This is a genomic window from Paenibacillus sp. B46(2026), from assembly GCF_056786355.1.
Genome location: NZ_CM165907.1, coordinates 3,492,003 through 3,508,206 on the forward strand (window position 1 = coordinate 3,492,003; position 16,204 = coordinate 3,508,206).

Below are 16,204 nucleotides of genomic sequence, written 5' to 3' on the forward strand. Positions count from 1 at the left end.
TTTCTAATTTGGAGAGGGGTGTTCGCGTTGAAAACAATGGAGATCTACGATCCTGCCATGTGTTGTTCTTCCGGCGTGTGTGGTCCAGGTGTTGATCCGGAACTGATTCGTGTATCTGCTGTCGTCCATAATTTGCAAAAGAAACAGTTTCAGGTATCACGTTATAACTTAACCAGTGAACCTGATGCTTTTGTGGCAAGTCCGCTTGTAGGACAGCTTCTGGCTGAAAAGGGTCCTCAAGTGCTGCCCATTATCATTGTAGATGGTCAAGTGGTCAAGGAAAATGGGTATCCAAGCAACGAAGAATTCGTTCAATGGACCGGTCTGAAGGAAGAAGAACTGGTGGCTAAGCCGAGAATACGTCTTGAAGTCAAAACCAAATCCGAGCTTTAGGAAAGAAGGTCCTCTCAACATGTTAAACCGATTTGAACCGAAATCCATGTCGTTAACCCCTTATCTGTTTTTTACCGGAAAAGGGGGCGTAGGCAAGACGTCCACGGCTTGTGCAACAGCCGTATCCCTTGCCGATTCGGGGAAGCGTGTTTTGCTGGTGAGCACCGATCCAGCTTCTAACCTACAGGATGTTTTTGGTATGGAGCTTTCTAATCACCCCGTACCTGTAATTGGAATGAAAAATCTGGATGCCGCCAATCTCGATCCTGAAACCGCTGCTAATGAGTACAAAGCTGTAATGGTTGGGCCTTACCGCGGCGTGCTTCCAGATACAGTAATCGCGACGATGGAAGAGCAATTATCTGGAGCCTGTACGGTTGAAATAGCTGCCTTTAATGAGTTCAGTTCCATGCTGACTAATCAAGAACTGCGAGAGCAGTATGATCACATCTTGTTCGATACGGCTCCGACAGGGCACACGCTGCGTTTGTTGCAATTGCCGACTGCCTGGAGCGGGTTTTTATCTGAAAGTACACATGGGGCTTCCTGTCTGGGACCGCTTGCCGGTCTGGAAGCGAAAAAAACATTATATGAGGATGCCGTCCAGACCTTGTCTGATTCCAACGAGACGACACTTGTACTGGTGACTCGTCCGGATGATTCGCCGCTGAAGGAAGCTGCGCGGGCATCGCAAGAGCTTGGAGAGATCGGTATTCAGAATCAGTTGTTGATCGTGAACGGGATGCTTTCTTCGGTTATGGAGCAGGATACGGTTTCTTCTGCTTTTTACGGTCGACAGGTACGTGCATTGGAGAAACTTCCTGATGCTGTTCAACAGCTTCCAATCTATCAAATTCCTTTAGCGCCGTTTAACATCACTGGCATTGAGCATTTGCGACATTTCTTCGATGCCCCGGAGGTTAGGCGGGTAAAAGAGAAAAATGTAAATTCTTCGTTGGTTTTCCCTTTGCAACATCTCGTAGATGATATGGAGAACAAGGGGATCCGAGTGATTTTCACCATGGGAAAAGGCGGCGTAGGCAAAACAACGGTTGCATCGGCTATTGCAGTTGGCCTAGCAGAGAGAGGTCACCGGGTACATCTGAGCACAACCGATCCCGCTTCCCATCTGAGTCATGTGCTCGAACAAGAGACGGACAACATCACCGTGAGTTGTATCGATCCGAAGGTTGAACTGGAACGATATAAACAGGAAGTCCTGGAGCAGAACAAGGATTCTTTGGATGAGGATGGTCTGGCTTACCTGGAAGAAGATTTAAGATCACCTTGCACTGAAGAAATTGCAGTTTTCCGTGCATTTGCCAATCTGGTTGAACGAAGCAGCGATGAGATTGTCGTTATTGATACGGCTCCAACAGGGCATACGTTACTTCTTCTCGATGCAACAGAAGAGTACCATAAAGAGATTTCCCGTTCTGCAGGTGTCATACCCGCTGCGGTTCAGCATTTGTTACCACGACTTCGTGACCCGAAAGAAACAAGTGTTGTCATTGTTACACTCGCAGAGGCTACACCATATTATGAGGCTTTTCGTTTGGAACAGGACTTGCAGCGGGCCAGTATACCAACCAAGTGGTGGACCATTAATCAAAGTTTTGCCGTGACAGACACCACGGACCCCATACTTAGCGGACGGGCCATCGCTGAACAGGAATGGATTCAGCAGATTCATAAAGCTTCGGATGGAAACACTGTGATTATACCATGGGAATCCAGAGAAGTAGTGGGTTATGACAGCTTAAAGACCTGGACTGAAGCGGGAAGTACAAGCAAAGTATAGAGAGGAGACAACTGACAATGATCATTACTGATGGTGCCAAAACCTATATTGAGGCAATGATGAGAGAAGCAGGCGTGCATACGCTTCGGTTTGCCATGGTTGGCGGCGGATGCTGTGGACCCAGTTTTCAACTAGGGCTCTCTGATCCTGCAGAGAACGATGTGGTACAGGAAATCAATGCGATACGCGTAGCTATCGATCCTGAGATTGTAGCTACCATAGAATCGATTACCCTGGATGTGGAACAATCTGCTGATGGACCTGGACTGGTCGTTAGTGGAGGCTCAAGCTGCTGTTAAGTACAACTAGAGAAGGAGAGGATAACGATGTCTAACTATCATGAACTCGTTAAAGGTAAAGTATATATTGGAGGAGCAGATGCTGCGCTGAGTGCGATCAAGGAGCAAGGTGTCACTGAAGTATTTGATCTCCGGGATGACGGTAAGGCGCAAGAGGGGTTTCCTGATTCGGCCAAGCGACATCATTATCCGATTGTTGAAGATCGGAATGATCAGGAGGAATCCATCAAGTCAGCCATTCAAGCCGTGACGGAGGCAGTTCAAGCAGGTAAAAAAATATTCTTTCACTGTGCTGGTGGTCGGAACCGTACCGGAACCGTAGCTACAGCTCTGTTGATGAATCTGGGTGAAGCCGCTACAGTTGAAGAAGCTGAAAAACTGGCCATGGAGAGACGTCCGGATATTTCAATCAAACCTGAAATGCGTAATGTGCTGAAAAATATGTTCGAGGCAAAGAACAGTTAATACCGCTTCTTCATCAGGGGACGTTGTCATACTCCATGACAACGTCCTTTTAGCATTTTCAGGAGAGCTCTGAGGTATGCTGAACTCTTCTTTTTAATCAGTGTACAGTGTATTTAAGCTTGTTGAATGAGTTTTTCCATAATCATAACGTCGATCAGCTCCCCATCCATCATACCTTGTTGTTCAAAAACGCCTACAGTGCGGTATCCCGACTTTTGGTATAAACCCTGTCCAGCCTTATTAAAGGAGAAGGTGAACAACACAATTTTATGAAAGTTATGCTTCCTCGCTTCATCCTCCAACTCCAGAAGGAGCGTATTTCCAATGCCTTTTCCACGATACTCTCTATGAATATATATCGACAAATCAGCGACTCCACTATAAGCACATCGGTGGGAGTATGGATTCAACGACGCCCATCCAATGACTTGATCTGACACCTCAGCCACCAGTACGACATGTCTTCCTTGATGCTCGTTAAACCACTTTTGTATGTATATCATATCTTTTGTTTGCGTTTCCAGTGTCGCAATTCGATCTTCAATGCCTTGATTATAGATGCTTAGTATATGGGTTAAATCGTTCACTTTGGCTTGTCGGATGAATACCGTTTGCATAGAACAATCCCTCCCTTTTATTCTACCTAATGTAAATAAGGATAGATTCATGAACAAACTCTAGCATGACTACTTTTGGAAATCAACACTTGAATTACATGCTGAAGAACGAAAAATAAAGTTGCTATTTGCAAATTAACAGAATATAATAAAGGAAAATTATTCAAGTAAATGGGTTTTTAATCCTTATTATAAGGTGAAAAAACTTGAATTATGAAGATTTTTCAACGATTCGGTCGAATTCACTTTGGTTCCAAATATATAACAGGACATGTAAATACTTGCGTTAAACAACTATTTCCGGCATGCTATCATGTCTGTCTTTACATAAAAGATGGATTGATATAAATGAGCAACCCATTCTAATGCGAGGTGAGTTTAACATGCTCCAATTACTGCCTGAGTTACATCAAAAGTACACCGATTTTGTGGAAGAAGCTCTGAAAGCTGAACACCTTTCAGCCAGGGATCGAGCGTTAGTACAACTGACGAGTGCGATGATCGCTGGTGATCAAGAAGAGGTAAAGAAGGCACTGATATCTGCCAAGCAAGAATTCATAACGAACGAAGAAATCGGCCAGGTAGCTGGCATCATCGCCGCGACCCAAACGAGGAAATTGTTCAATGTGGAAAGCTCCAGTCATGCAGTTAACCTGCCACAAAGTTCCCAATCGGAGTGTTGCAGATAAGGAGGGATTGAAATGGTAAATCATCCTGCAGTTCTGCTTATTGGTCGGCGAGATGATGTTGAAGAAATCCTTTTCGTCAAGGAACAGGGGTATAGGATTATTCTCCTGAATACACAGATCCCTCTTGAAGATGCCATCATTGCAGATTTTCCTATCGAAATGGACTTGAATCAGGAAGACGATGTAGTCGCCAAAGCGCTCGAGATATCAAAAAGGATTCCCATAACTGCGGTATACACGAACAATGAATATCGCATCGTTCTGGGTGCGAAAATAGCTGAGGCCCTGGGTCTGCAATACCACTTATCTTCAGAGGCCGCTCAAAATTGCCGCAGCAAAGCGCAAACCCGCGCATGTTTAACCCGACATCAGGTATCCCCCATTCAATACGCATTAATCCAGTCACCTGCAGAAATACTCCTTGTTCTTAGCGAAATGAATTTACCCGTAATCGTAAAACCTTCCAATGATGCAGGCAGTCATATGGTACAGAAGTGCAATACATTAGAAGAAGCATGGACCGCTGCAGAACTGATCAGCACGAAGGTTCAAAATTGGGTTGGGCAACCTTTGGAGAAGCATATTCTCGTAGAGGAATATATCGAAGGACCTGAATTCAGTGTCGAATCATGTACGATCAATGGAGCCACACATATCATTGCCATTACCGCTAAAAATACATCCGCTTTAATTGAAGAAGGACACTTGGTTCCCGCTCGATTATCAGAGCAGGACGCCGCCTTGATTCGTGAACTTGTCATTCAGGCCTTGACAGTCCTGGGAGCAGATTATATTGTCGCCCACACGGAGGTTAAGCTGTCACCTCAAGGACCGAAAATAATTGAGGTGAATGCCAGGGTAGGCGGAGACCAAATTCACCGCTTGGTGCATGCAGTTACCGGATATGATCTGCGTAAATTGGCATTTCATATCGTTACGGGTGGAGCCTTTGCGAGCGCTCCTCGTGACACACCCGTAACAGATTCTGCGCAAATTCAGTTTTTGCTTGCAGATCAAGAAGGATATGTTCGATTGGACAAGCAAGTCGCTCAATCGATAGAAGGTATTGAACAAGTAGAATGCTCTGTTCAAGATGGAGATCACGTCGTTATGACGGAAAGCAACTATAATCGATTGGGTTATATGATTGCTCATGGTGTAGATGGAAAACACGCATCTCTAATCATGGATACTGCGAAAGAAGCCATGCATTTTTTCATAACAAAGGATCAAGATGGAAAGGTACCCTCGTCCACAGATAGACGTATGGGTGTCTTATGAAAAAGAATATCATTTTCCTATGTTTATCTGTCTTTATATTGGTCGTAGGTACTGGAATTGTTGCTCCTTTACTCGCTCCGTATGCGAAAAATTTAGGAGCCACGGGTCTGTGGGTCGGCACATTGTACAGCGGTTTTTACGTGGTTCGTCTTGTAATCGGCACACCGATCGGTCGATTGGCTGACAAGAAAGGGCCAAAAGCCATCCTGATCTATAGCCTGATACTTTATCCCTTTATAGCACTAAGTTATGGATTGGCAAGTAGTATAGCGGGTCTTCTGGGGGCACGGCTACTTCACGGTGTAGCTTCAGCCATGATGCTGCCTATGGCTATGGCCTACATGGGAGAGATTAGCCCTAAAGGACAAGAAGGCAAATATATGGGGATTTACAACACAGCTATTTTTCTGGCAAATGGATTGGGACCGTTGCTCGGTGGATATATTTCGGATCAGTATGGGACACAGAATGCATTTTTCTCCTTACTCGGCCTTGCGGTGATCGCCTTAATTATTGTTTTTGCCTTACCTTCATCACGGACGAAGAAAGATATCGATGTGGCTGATCCGAACGAATCCGTCTCAGAGAGTACTCATCTGAAGGGTTCTCCCTGGCGACATCCCGGGATTCTGGCGTTATCCTCCGTCAATGTTATTGTTGCTGTTCTCTCCATGTTCATGATTTCATTCTTCACCCTATACGCCCAGAGCAGAGGGCTTAATGCCCTGATGATCGGTTTTTTAATTGCCTTGAACAACATCATCATAGGTGCTACACAGGTCCCACTGGGCTGGATCGTTGACCGTTTTAACAAAATGAAATTAATTCTGATCTCATCCATGTTAACCACGGTTCTTTTGGTGCTGTTTCCTTCCATGCATTCGCTGTGGACAATCGCCATACTGATGGTTGGAACCGGACTAACGTCTGCAGTCACGCTTGCTGCCTCTTCGGCACTGTCCACTGTTCTAGGAAGAGAGGCGGGAATGGGCGCGACGATGGGCTTCCTGGGTTCGGCGACAAGCCTGGGAATGATTGTGGGTCCACTGACGTCTGGCATTCTAATGGACACATTTCATATTGACACTACATTTTATTTCTCAGGTTTCCTTTGGATTGTAGGCACCCTTGTTTTCTATATATTGTGGTCTGCCTATGTCCGTTCCATAAAAATACAAAGCATCTCGAAGGGAGAAATAACAAATGTCTAAACAAGAACTGGTTGTTTCCAATGTTTCAAACTGCTGCTCACCTGGTCCAGCTGAAATGGATGCCGCAACGCAAGCGATTAAAGACTTTTACAACGCTGTAGCTGAAGGGGAAGGAAGCTACTCTGAAGGAACGGATAAATTTTCTCCGTCCGGACCTACAGAACGTATTAAAGAGTTTGTTCTTGCTTCAGATCAACAGCGAATTCTTGATATTGGTTGTGGTATGGGGACAACGCTGCTCTCTTTGGTGGAGTCGCATGAACAAGGAAAACAGTTTATTGGCGTAGATTTCAGTGAGAGTATGATTGCCCGTGCCAGAGAAAAAAGCAGCCAATTACCGGATGAATCACGTAAAAAGATGGGCTTCTTTGTTGCAGATGTGCAGTCTCTTCCGTATATGGATGCCCAGTTTGATTTGATATACAGTGAGTGTGTTCTCAACCTGATACCTGATCGGCTTAAGGCGATCCAGGAAATCACACGTGTGTTAGCACCCGGGGGAACCTTGATCTATACGGATTTTGTTTCGTATGCGCCCGTTCCGTCCTCCATCAAGAATGATTTGTCTTTGGTCAGTGGCTGCCGTGCCGGGAGTATCCAGTTAAGCGAAAACATTGCCCAAATTGAAAATGCGGGTTATACCGATTTGGAAGTAATCAATTTTACAGATGACAAAAACAAACGTTACATTGAACTGATGGAATCAAGTCAGGAGTATAAAGATGAATATCTGCAATTTCAGCAGAATCATGCTGAGGCTCATCATTTTCTGGAAGAGAACGTGGGCTATTACTTGATTAAAGCCACGAAGGCTTAACCGAAGGAGAACCTTGAAAGAAAGGGAGGAAGGCTCATGAAGGTCCTGTTGGTTTCTAACTTTGAAGGTGGCTATCAACCAATGACGGTTGCTACCGCGTTGACCGCTTTTTTACATGCAGGTTTCGATGTGGCGGTGCTGGATACCTACGTTGAAGGAATAGAAGAGGAACGTTTTCTCAATCAAGAGCTTATCGCTATTTCCATTCCATTATTTGATGCTGTGCAAGCGGCCACCGAGCTAACGCATATCATTCGCCGGGTTAATCCGAAGGCACACATTACGTACTTTGGCCAGCATGCAACCATTAATGCCAGCAGGCTTGCCGGGACGTATAGCGATTCCTGTGTTTGCGGGGAGTGGGAGAGGCCTTTGGTCAATCTCGCGAAGTATTTGTCTGGAGATACCGATTGCACCTTGGATGGCATTCTCATCGGACGTGATGCTCTGCAAGGCAAAGAAATTCATCCGTATATGTCGAGAGATCATTTGAGTGTTCCCACACGGCATATGCTACCGCCTCTCTACAAGTATCCTCAGAAGCAAATCAACAAACTATTAGGTTCTGAACAAATCGTGGGCTCGACTGAAATCGCACGTGGTTGTCATCATAAATGCCTGTATTGCTCGGTGTATGCCGCCTATGAGGGTAAAGTGATCCTGGTACCTGAATCGATTGTACTACAGGATGTCAGGAACCTTGTGGCAGGAGGAATGACACATTTATCTTTTATTGATGCAGACTTTTTTAATGCCAAATACCACGGTATCAAGATATTACGTCAGCTGCACGAGGAATTTCCGAATCTCACCTATGACTTCACTACCCGGGTAGATCACATTCTTGAAAATAAGGAAACATTAGCCGAAATGAAAGCGCTCGGTGTGAAGTTCATTACCTCAGCCTTAGAGTTCCCATCCGAAATTGTGCTGGATGCCGTAGCCAAGGACACTTCTATTCAAGATATCGAACAGGCGATTGCGTATCTCCGCCACATCGAGATCTCACTTAATCCAACCTTCATCATGTTCAACCCCTGGACCAATACCGATGATTTAACGACTTTCCGTTCTTTTGTAGACGATAATCAACTAAAAGACATTATTGATCCAATACAATATGAAACCAGACTGTATTTGTATAAGGGTTCTCCTTTATTAAGACAAGCTTCCATACAATCGCTTGAACTGATTGAACATGAGTTCTATTACGAATGGAAACACCCTAACCCCGATATGGATGAACTCTTTCAAGAGATCGTTACGGTTCCTGAAGACGGTATTTTTAAACGCTGCTGTTTAAAATGTTAAGAGGGGGACAACCGTTTGAATGCGACAGAAGTCAAAGATGGTTTTCCAATGATAAACTTTGAAACCAGTCGCAGTTCTCTACTACTTGATCTCCGAAAAAAATGGATCGCCGAATGGATCGGAAGTTATTTTCTGGTGTTTGCCGGCACAGGTGCCGTAGTGGTGGATACCACCACACGGACTTTAACCCATATTGGGGTAGCGATTACCTTTGGACTCGTTGTCATGGTGTTAATCTACGCCTTTGGGCATGTATCAGGAGCACATTTTAATCCGGCGGTTACAATCGCTTTCTATTTTTCGAGACAAATCACAGCAATTGAAGCCTTCTCTTTTGTTCTCATCCAATGTATTGGCGCATACGCCGCAAGTCTTACTTTGTTATTCATGTTTGGTAATGTAGGGCGATTGGGGGCGACAATTCCTTCGGGACATTGGCTGCAGAGTGCCATTCTGGAATTCATTCTATCCTTTATTTTGATGATGGTCATTTTAAGTTCTGCTGTCCATGCCAAAGCTTCAAAATCATTTGCCGGGATCGCTATAGGAGGCACCGTCGCCTTGGAAGCGATGTTTGGAGGTCCTGTAAGCGGAGCATCCATGAACCCTGCACGCTCTTTAGGTCCAGCCTTGGCCTCCGGACACTTTGAGTTTTTATGGATATATATCGTATGGACGACCATGGGCGCGATCACAGCTGCTTATGTCTACAGAATCATTCATGAATAATCCATTTTGAATGAAAGAGGAGGCACTTTTACATGAAAAAGGTCCAAATGGTGTTGCTTGGCGGATTCCTCGGAGCGGGCAAAACAACAACAATGATACAAATGGCCAACGTTTTGCAAGAGCAGGGAAAACAGGTAGCGATTATTACCAACGACCAAGGCAAAGAATTGATTGATACGGAACTCGCACAAACCAGTGGACTGGATACCAAAGAAGTAACCGGGGGATGTTTCTGTTGTCGATTCGAGGACCTGTATGAACATTTAAACCAACTTGCAATGGATAAAAAGCCTGATTACATCATTTGTGAAGCCGTTGGCAGCTGCACGGATCTCGCCGCAACCGTCATTCAACCCTTAAAACAGAATTATGCGAATGAGTTCACAACGGTTCCCTTAACCATCGTGGTTGATCCGGCCAGGTTATTGGTTGAATTGAATGACGAAGAGGGAGGCAAACTTCTGTTTTCTCAATCGGTAAGTTATATTTTTGAAAAACAGTTGGCCGAGGCCGATATTATCGCCGTAAATAAGTTGGATCAGTATACGGAAGAAGAGATGGATAAAGTAGTCACCTATCTTCATCAGCGCTATCCGAATTCATTCATACAGCCGATCTCGGCGACTACAGGTACTCACTTAGCCACTCTACTCGATTTATATAATAGCACGATTCCAAGCGGTCACAAACTTTTGGATATTGATTACAGTGTATATGCTGAAGGCGAAGCGAAGCTTGCGTGGATGAATGTGCTGGGTGATGTGAAGCATCCGAATGGAAAAACATTTGATCCTCAGCAGTGGGTAAATGGACTTCTAAGTAAATTAAACGGGCATTTTTTGAGGGAAAAGATGGCCGTAGCGCATTTGAAAGTACATGCTGGTAATGATACAGGCTATGTCAAGGCAAGTGTCGTTCAGACAGGTGCACACCCCGTATACACTAACAGTTATTCACATAAGGGAAATCAGTATCGGGTCGTTCTCAACATTCGGATTGAAGCTTCACCGGGACTATTGGATTTGGTAGTAGCGGATGCAATTGCCTCCGTGGATCAGGAGCTTGGGACGGTTTGGGAACAAACGTATCACGAATGCTTTAGTCCACTGCCTCCACAACCGACGCATCGGCTGAAAGTAACTTCTTAACGTCAGGAGGAATATATGTTGAACACAAAGAACTCCATTGAACTTTTTCCAAATATAAATGTACAGCAAGCAACGGATTGCTGCGATGTGTATGGGATGGAATCCGCTGAATGTTGCACTGCTCCAGACGACTCTGCTTCTTTGGATGAATATACGGAACTCAAGCGAAGGTTAAAAGAGACTTTCGAACACGAGGTAATGATTCACGTATATGATTATTCCCTTCCGATGGATCGGGCGCTTGCAAAACGGAAATTAAAATCTCTATTTGAGGAGCGAGGCTTTGCGCATATTCAGTCAGATAAGATCTTCGAGTTTGCTACACCTGCGGTGGTCATTAATGGTGAGCTTCTGAGTTTTGCCCAGCATGTTGAATATGAGTCGCTTGAGAAAGCGCTGCGCTCCATGAATACAATGTAATAATATAAGAAGACCACCGTGGGATCTCGGTGGTCTTCTTATATTATGTAACATACATGTAGGAAATTATTAGCTATATTAAACCACTGTCTCTATTGGACGCGTCGGAGTATGATGTGAGATTACCCCTTTACAGGTTGACAACAGTTGTCAGATTGAAGCATTGCATTATTCAATAGTTTAATTGAATTAATCACCATCTCTTTCTCGAATCCACTCATGTGCGAAAAAATTTCATCGAGATAGGCATTCATTTGCTGATCAATGGTTGTTGCTACAAATTTCCCCTCGGTTGTAAGTGACAGTAGATATACACGTCGGTCTGTGGAATCCGGTGTTTTCATAAGCAATTTAAGCTTTACCAAGGATTGGACCTGTCTACTGAAGGTTGTAATATCTGTTCCTAAAGTGTCGGCAATTTGCTGCATGGAGGGATTGTGCTGACGATCTACCTCATACAAAATATGACTTTGAACCGGAGACACATCGATGCCTCCCACGGTACAACAATTCTTATTGAGCAGACCAAACCGCCTGGTCATGATTTGGAATAACTCGCGTACATTTTCCATGTTTTAATCACCTCATCTCAGTTATATCTTATGACATGACAAATAACAATTGTTTATTTGGATTTTCGCTAGTGGGAAGTATTGACATATTATAGTGAATGTCGAGGGACAAGAACTTATACCGATTACCGTAATGGACAGGAACATAGTCCGATTACCGATTAGGCATGTATCTAATCAATTTTCGCCTGTTAATTTGTTAAGCTAACAGGCGATCAATCAAGCGGCGTGGCTCAAACCAGGAACTCACTAAACCTTGTTGTTAAAGGCTTTGTTACTCGAAGTATAAATTGTTGAGGCAGAAGAGATTCCTTAAAATATAGAACGGACGAACTCTGGGAAGTTTGGAGACAGGAGATTAAGAAAAACTTGATGACATGCGTGGAGAACCAGGATACACAAGTTGGCCCCCCGGCTATTCTCCTGAGCCGAAAGGCGTGGGTGTGACACTGAATGAGCTGGTCAAAGTACGTTGGGGAAACGTGGAGGACGGGGGAATTAAACTCAAAGTTGGAACACTTGAAGGGGTGAAATCGTGGAGTAAAAGTCGTTTTTATATAGACTCCAGTAGTAAACGCTTCGAGATTACGATGCTTTTTTTGAACAAGCAATCTACATGTCGAGGGACAACATGGTACAATTATAGATTCGATGAATAAGTTTAAAAAGTTCGTTAAAGTATGTGAAAACGGCGGCAGCTTTAATATAGCTTTTCTTCAGATAGACAAAGCATAAAAGTGACATCAATTGTTAGTTATTCGATTGTGTTCTATCCATTTAATCTTCCGAGATTCTGATTTATGGAAAAAATAATGACACAAAACTACACCATTTTTCTATTTTTATATTTATAATACAATGTTATTCGTCATTTTACGTTGCACAATGACTTTTTACAAAATCCATCATTTACAAAAATTACAAAATTGTTTATAGTATATTCAACAAGCTTTTCAACTAATTCAATCGTTGTTTCGGCACGTTGAAGATAGGAAAATGCATATATAATGATAGTTTTGTGTTAAATTACATTCTTCTGTCCCTTGTACTTGGGATAGCGGAGTTTATTTGATATGTCTATTGATGCGCTTGTAAGGAGGTGCTCACGCTGAGCGATCCCGTAGTTTTTATGTTTTCTGGACAAGGATCGCAGTATCCGCGGATGGGGAAGGAGCTGTTTGAGCAGGATGCATTGTTCAGGGAAACGATGCTTGCTCTGGATCAAACGGTTTTGGAATGCGGGGGCGAGTCAATCGTCCAGTATATGTACGGCGAATCGTCAACCGATGAGGACCGCTTCGAACGTACAATTCTGTCGCATCCCGCCATCTATATGGTGGAATATGCACTTGCCCAATCGTTATTGACTCGTGGCGTGATACCTGATTACGTCCTTGGCAGCAGCCTTGGCGAATTTGCCGCCGCTGCCATTGCGGGCATATTCAGTGCAAAAGATGGCTTGCGCTGTGTTATGAAGCAGGCAATACGATTCGAGCAACATTGCCCTTCTGGCGCGATGCTAGCGATATTGGGAGATGCATCTCTGTATCCGGAACTTCCGGAAATTGAATATTGTAGCTTGGTGTCCGTCAATTACGACGGGCATTTTGTTATTTCCGGACCGGTTCATGCACTGACAAAAGTGCAGGAGTGGCTTACATCGCATGCTGTGCTATGTCAGATGCTCCCGGTTTCTTTTGCCTATCATTCTCAATGGATTGATAGCGCAGAGGCAGCATACACGGAGGATTTGCAGGCCTTTAAATTTGCTGCCCCCCAAATCCCTTTAATCTCCTGTATGACTGGAGGGCAGGCTGCCCGAATTGCACAAAATCATTTCTGGCAGGTTGCGCGAAAACCAATTCTCTTTCGCGAAGCAATACAAAAGCTTGAATTTGCCGGACCGCATCACTATATCGATATCAGTCCGGGCGGCACGCTTGCAGGTTTTGTGAAGCGGCTTGCAGACAAACGAGATTCATCAGCGGCGGTCATTTTGTTATCTCCCTTTTACAGGGATAAGGAACAGTTGGAGAGCGTGGCCAGGCAATATCAACAGCCGTCCATGAACATTCAGAGGGGGGAGCAGAGCATGAGGGCTTATGTATTTCCAGGGCAAGGCTCGCAGTTCAAGGGCATGGGGCAAGACGTTTGGAATCACTATCCGGACCTAGTCCGCACCGCAGATGAAATATTGGGATATTCCATACGTGAGCTGTGTCTTGAGGACCCCGGAGACCGACTCAAACGTACGGAATACACCCAGCCGGCCCTGTACACCGTCAATGCCCTGATGTACTACAGGGAACTTGAGCAACAGGGGAAGCCAGACTATGCTGCGGGACACAGTTTGGGCGAATTTAATGCATTGCTGGCTGCAGGTGTGTTTGATTTTGCAACCGGACTTCGTATCGTCCAGTTCCGCGGTGAATTGATGGGAAGGGCAGAGGGCGGTGGGATGGCTGCTGTGATTGGCCTAAATGCGGATGTGGTGCGTAAGATTCTTTTGCAGCATGGCCTTGACCACTTGGATATCGCCAATATCAACAGTCCCAGTCAGATCGTTATTTCGGGTCCGCAGGAATTGCTAATCCAGGCGAAGCCTGTGTTTGAGCAGGAAGGTGCATCGAACTACGTCATCTTGAATGTGAGCGGCGCATTTCACTCCAGATATATGGAAGCAGCCAAGCAGCAATTTGCTGCATATCTCAAGCAATTTCAGTTTGCTGCCCCGACGCTATCCGTTATTTCGAATGTCGAGGCGAGACCCTATACCATCGATCATGTGCAGCACAACATGGTGGAGCAGATGACGTCCTCTGTGCAATGGACCGATACCATTCGATACCTGATGGGAAAAGGGGTTAGCGACATTGTGCAGATTGGACCCGGCAAAGCTCTAAGCAAACTCGTACAAGCTATCCAGACTCAGGCTCAGCCACTTTTTGTGGAGAAATTATCCGTTGAATCACCTGCGGCTTCACCCGCAGTGATAAAGGACGTACCTACGGATGAATCACTGCGGGTGTCTGAGACCGCTGCCCATCCGTTCAGCAGTTCGCGGCGTTTCCGATCTGAACGGATGGGCAGCGCTGAATTCAGGCAGGATTACGGCGCCAGGCTGGCGTACGTTGCGGGTGGTATGTTTGGCGGAATTTCGTCTGTGGCGATGATCACAACACTTGCAAAAGCTGGCATGGTCGGCTTTCTCGGAACAGGCGGACTACGCACTGAAGAAGTGGAAGAGGCGGTGATGTCCATCCGCCAAGAATTGACTGTCCAACCTTGTTGGGGATTGAATGTGCTTCATGATCCTCTCCACCCTCAGCGCGAGGAAGAGATGATCAAGTTAATGCTTAGATTGGGCCTGAACAAGATGGAAGCAAAAGGATTTCTGGGCATGACTTCGGCACTTGTCCACTATCGGGTCAAAGGAATCTATCGCAGATCCGATGGTACTATGGCTTCATCTCATCTTCTTCTCGCCAAATGCTCCCGTCCAGAGGTGGCAGAGCTGTTTATGAGTCCAGCTCCGCAGCATATGCTGGATCAATTGCTGGCTGAAGGACGCATTTCCGCTGAACAGGCCCAATGGGCGCGGCAATTGCCGATGGCGGATGACATCTGTGCAGAAGCCGACTGTGCCGGATATACCGATGGTGCAGTATCCATGACCCTGCTGCCTGCCATGCTGTCCCTGCGCAATCAGATGATGAAAAAGCATGGCTATGCCAAAGCAATTCGGGTCGGTGCAGCTGGAGGTATTGGTACACCCCAAGCGGCCGCGGCAGTATTTGTCATGGGGGCGGACTTTATTCTGACCGGCTCCATTAATCAATGTACGGTCGAAGCTAATACTAGCCAAATCGTAAAGGAACTGCTTCAGCAAATCAATGTCCAGGATACCGGATATGCGCCCGCAGCAGGCATGTTTGAACTGGGAGGCAAGGTACAGGTGCTGAAGAAAGGGGTTTATTTTCCTGCGCGTGCCAACAAACTGCATGAACTGTATCGTCAGTACGACAGCATCGACGAGATCGATGATAAAACAAAAACAAGGCTCCAGGAGCAGTATTTCAAAAGAAGCTTTGACACCATTTACGCGGAGATGGAATCCGTTCTGACCACACAGGAGAGAGCACTTGCTGAACGTAGTCCCAAGGCCCGAATGGCCGTTATCTTCAAATGGTATCTGGAGCACTCCGCCAAACTGGCGCTTCAGGGGGATGAGAATCATCAGCACAGGGTGGACTTTCAGGTGTATTGCGGTCCGGCACTCGGTGCTTTTAATCAGTGGGTACGAGGAACAACGCTTGAATCCTGGACACAGCGGCATGTGCACCTGATCGGAGAGAAGTTAATGGAAGAAACAGCCCAACTGCTTAACGAAAGCCTGCTTCAACAGGTATAAGACGGTCCAGCACAATTGGACGAGCAGTGAAACAAGCCAA

16 protein-coding genes are annotated in these 16,204 nt (G+C 45.4%); 14 read left to right on the top strand and 2 right to left on the bottom strand.

The window, feature by feature from the left end; all coding sequences use genetic code 11:
- Positions 1-27 precede the first annotated feature (27 nt).
- The 4 genes from arsD to AC1S8V_RS15730 are packed head-to-tail and all read left to right on the top strand — an operon-like array spanning position 28 to position 2,958.
- Positions 28-393: an arsenite efflux transporter metallochaperone ArsD gene (gene arsD, locus AC1S8V_RS15715; protein ID WP_482069817.1), complete on the top strand. Its 366-nt coding sequence runs from the start codon at positions 28-30 to the stop codon at positions 391-393.
- 19 nt (positions 394-412) lie between these two features.
- Positions 413-2,194, top strand: a complete 1,782-nt coding sequence (arsA, locus tag AC1S8V_RS15720) for an arsenical pump-driving ATPase (RefSeq protein WP_482069818.1) — start codon at positions 413-415, stop codon at positions 2,192-2,194.
- Positions 2,195-2,211: 17 nt separating this feature from the next.
- A complete protein-coding gene (locus AC1S8V_RS15725) occupies positions 2,212-2,493 on the top strand; it encodes an adhesin (RefSeq protein WP_482069819.1) in 282 nt (93 codons plus the stop codon).
- A 27-nt stretch (positions 2,494-2,520) separates the two neighbouring features.
- Positions 2,521-2,958 carry a protein-tyrosine phosphatase family protein gene (locus tag AC1S8V_RS15730; RefSeq protein ID WP_482069820.1) on the top strand — a complete coding sequence of 146 codons (438 nt, stop codon included), beginning with the start codon at positions 2,521-2,523 and terminating at the stop codon, positions 2,956-2,958.
- 113 nt (positions 2,959-3,071) lie between these two features.
- Here the strand turns inward: AC1S8V_RS15730 and AC1S8V_RS15735 are convergent, their stop codons facing one another.
- Positions 3,072-3,575: an arsinothricin resistance N-acetyltransferase ArsN1 family A gene (locus tag AC1S8V_RS15735; RefSeq protein ID WP_482069821.1), complete on the bottom strand. Its 504-nt coding sequence runs from the start codon at positions 3,573-3,575 to the stop codon at positions 3,072-3,074.
- A 383-nt stretch (positions 3,576-3,958) separates the two neighbouring features.
- Here AC1S8V_RS15735 and AC1S8V_RS15740 point away from each other — a divergent pair, with 383 nt between their 5' ends.
- Genes AC1S8V_RS15740 through vcpD form a run of 8 tightly spaced genes read left to right on the top strand, consistent with a single transcriptional unit; the run spans position 3,959 to position 11,181 of the window.
- Entirely contained in the window at positions 3,959-4,264 is a 306-nt protein-coding gene (locus AC1S8V_RS15740) for a carboxymuconolactone decarboxylase family protein (RefSeq protein ID WP_482069822.1), read from the top strand.
- A 12-nt stretch (positions 4,265-4,276) separates the two neighbouring features.
- Positions 4,277-5,545: an ATP-grasp domain-containing protein gene (locus AC1S8V_RS15745; protein ID WP_482069823.1), complete on the top strand. Its 1,269-nt coding sequence runs from the start codon at positions 4,277-4,279 to the stop codon at positions 5,543-5,545.
- A complete protein-coding gene (locus tag AC1S8V_RS15750) occupies positions 5,542-6,756 on the top strand; it encodes an MFS transporter (protein ID WP_482069824.1) in 1,215 nt (404 codons plus the stop codon). The genes AC1S8V_RS15745 and AC1S8V_RS15750 overlap by 4 nt, the downstream gene beginning before the upstream one ends.
- Positions 6,749-7,573, top strand: a complete 825-nt coding sequence (gene arsM / locus AC1S8V_RS15755) for a putative arsinothricin biosynthesis methyltransferase ArsM (protein WP_482069825.1) — start codon at positions 6,749-6,751, stop codon at positions 7,571-7,573. Before AC1S8V_RS15750 ends, arsM begins: the two co-directional genes overlap by 8 nt.
- 36 nt (positions 7,574-7,609) lie before the next feature.
- The gene (gene arsL / locus AC1S8V_RS15760; protein ID WP_482069826.1) at positions 7,610-8,884 is read left to right on the top strand and encodes an arsinothricin biosynthesis radical SAM protein ArsL; all 1,275 of its coding nucleotides are present in this window, start codon (positions 7,610-7,612) and stop codon (positions 8,882-8,884) included.
- Positions 8,885-8,899: 15 nt separating this feature from the next.
- Positions 8,900-9,613 (top strand): MIP/aquaporin family protein, encoded by a 714-nt coding sequence (locus AC1S8V_RS15765; RefSeq protein WP_482069827.1) that lies wholly within the window; start codon positions 8,900-8,902, stop codon positions 9,611-9,613.
- 32 nt (positions 9,614-9,645) lie between these two features.
- Entirely contained in the window at positions 9,646-10,761 is a 1,116-nt protein-coding gene (locus AC1S8V_RS15770) for a GTP-binding protein (RefSeq protein ID WP_482069828.1), read from the top strand.
- 15 nt (positions 10,762-10,776) lie between these two features.
- Entirely contained in the window at positions 10,777-11,181 is a 405-nt protein-coding gene (gene vcpD / locus AC1S8V_RS15775; protein WP_482069829.1) for an ArsD-related vicinal cysteine protein VcpD, read from the top strand.
- Between the two features lie 122 nt (positions 11,182-11,303).
- Here vcpD and AC1S8V_RS15780 read toward each other — a convergent pair whose 3' ends face one another.
- Positions 11,304-11,753, bottom strand: a complete 450-nt coding sequence (locus AC1S8V_RS15780; RefSeq protein WP_482069830.1) for a MarR family winged helix-turn-helix transcriptional regulator — start codon at positions 11,751-11,753, stop codon at positions 11,304-11,306.
- Between the two features lie 377 nt (positions 11,754-12,130).
- On the opposite strand from AC1S8V_RS15780, the gene AC1S8V_RS15785 reads away from it, so the two are divergent.
- Both AC1S8V_RS15785 and fabD read left to right on the top strand, forming a co-directional pair.
- Entirely contained in the window at positions 12,131-12,412 is a 282-nt protein-coding gene (locus tag AC1S8V_RS15785) for a hypothetical protein (RefSeq protein ID WP_482069831.1), read from the top strand.
- Between the two features lie 470 nt (positions 12,413-12,882).
- Positions 12,883-16,164: an ACP S-malonyltransferase gene (fabD, locus tag AC1S8V_RS15790; RefSeq protein ID WP_482069832.1), complete on the top strand. Its 3,282-nt coding sequence runs from the start codon at positions 12,883-12,885 to the stop codon at positions 16,162-16,164.
- Positions 16,165-16,204: the final 40 nt, after the last annotated feature.

Excerpts from the sequence above, each read along its gene's own strand:
- AC1S8V_RS15725 (WP_482069819.1), top strand. The coding sequence starts at position 2,212 with ATGATCATTACTGATGGTGCCAAAACCTATATTGAGGCAATGATGAGA.
- arsM (WP_482069825.1), top strand. The coding sequence starts at position 6,749 with ATGTCTAAACAAGAACTGGTTGTTTCCAATGTTTCAAACTGCTGCTCA.
- AC1S8V_RS15780 (WP_482069830.1), bottom strand. The coding sequence starts at position 11,753 with ATGGAAAATGTACGCGAGTTATTCCAAATCATGACCAGGCGGTTTGGT.
- arsL (WP_482069826.1), top strand. The coding sequence starts at position 7,610 with ATGAAGGTCCTGTTGGTTTCTAACTTTGAAGGTGGCTATCAACCAATG.
- fabD (WP_482069832.1), top strand. The coding sequence starts at position 12,883 with ATGTTTTCTGGACAAGGATCGCAGTATCCGCGGATGGGGAAGGAGCTG.
- AC1S8V_RS15745 (WP_482069823.1), top strand. The coding sequence starts at position 4,277 with ATGGTAAATCATCCTGCAGTTCTGCTTATTGGTCGGCGAGATGATGTT.
- AC1S8V_RS15735 (WP_482069821.1), bottom strand. The coding sequence starts at position 3,575 with ATGCAAACGGTATTCATCCGACAAGCCAAAGTGAACGATTTAACCCAT.
- arsA (WP_482069818.1), top strand. The coding sequence starts at position 413 with ATGTTAAACCGATTTGAACCGAAATCCATGTCGTTAACCCCTTATCTG.
- AC1S8V_RS15750 (WP_482069824.1), top strand. The coding sequence starts at position 5,542 with ATGAAAAAGAATATCATTTTCCTATGTTTATCTGTCTTTATATTGGTC.
- vcpD (WP_482069829.1), top strand. The coding sequence starts at position 10,777 with ATGTTGAACACAAAGAACTCCATTGAACTTTTTCCAAATATAAATGTA.
- AC1S8V_RS15770 (WP_482069828.1), top strand. The coding sequence starts at position 9,646 with ATGAAAAAGGTCCAAATGGTGTTGCTTGGCGGATTCCTCGGAGCGGGC.
- AC1S8V_RS15740 (WP_482069822.1), top strand. The coding sequence starts at position 3,959 with ATGCTCCAATTACTGCCTGAGTTACATCAAAAGTACACCGATTTTGTG.
- AC1S8V_RS15730 (WP_482069820.1), top strand. The coding sequence starts at position 2,521 with ATGTCTAACTATCATGAACTCGTTAAAGGTAAAGTATATATTGGAGGA.
- AC1S8V_RS15785 (WP_482069831.1), top strand. The coding sequence starts at position 12,131 with ATGCGTGGAGAACCAGGATACACAAGTTGGCCCCCCGGCTATTCTCCT.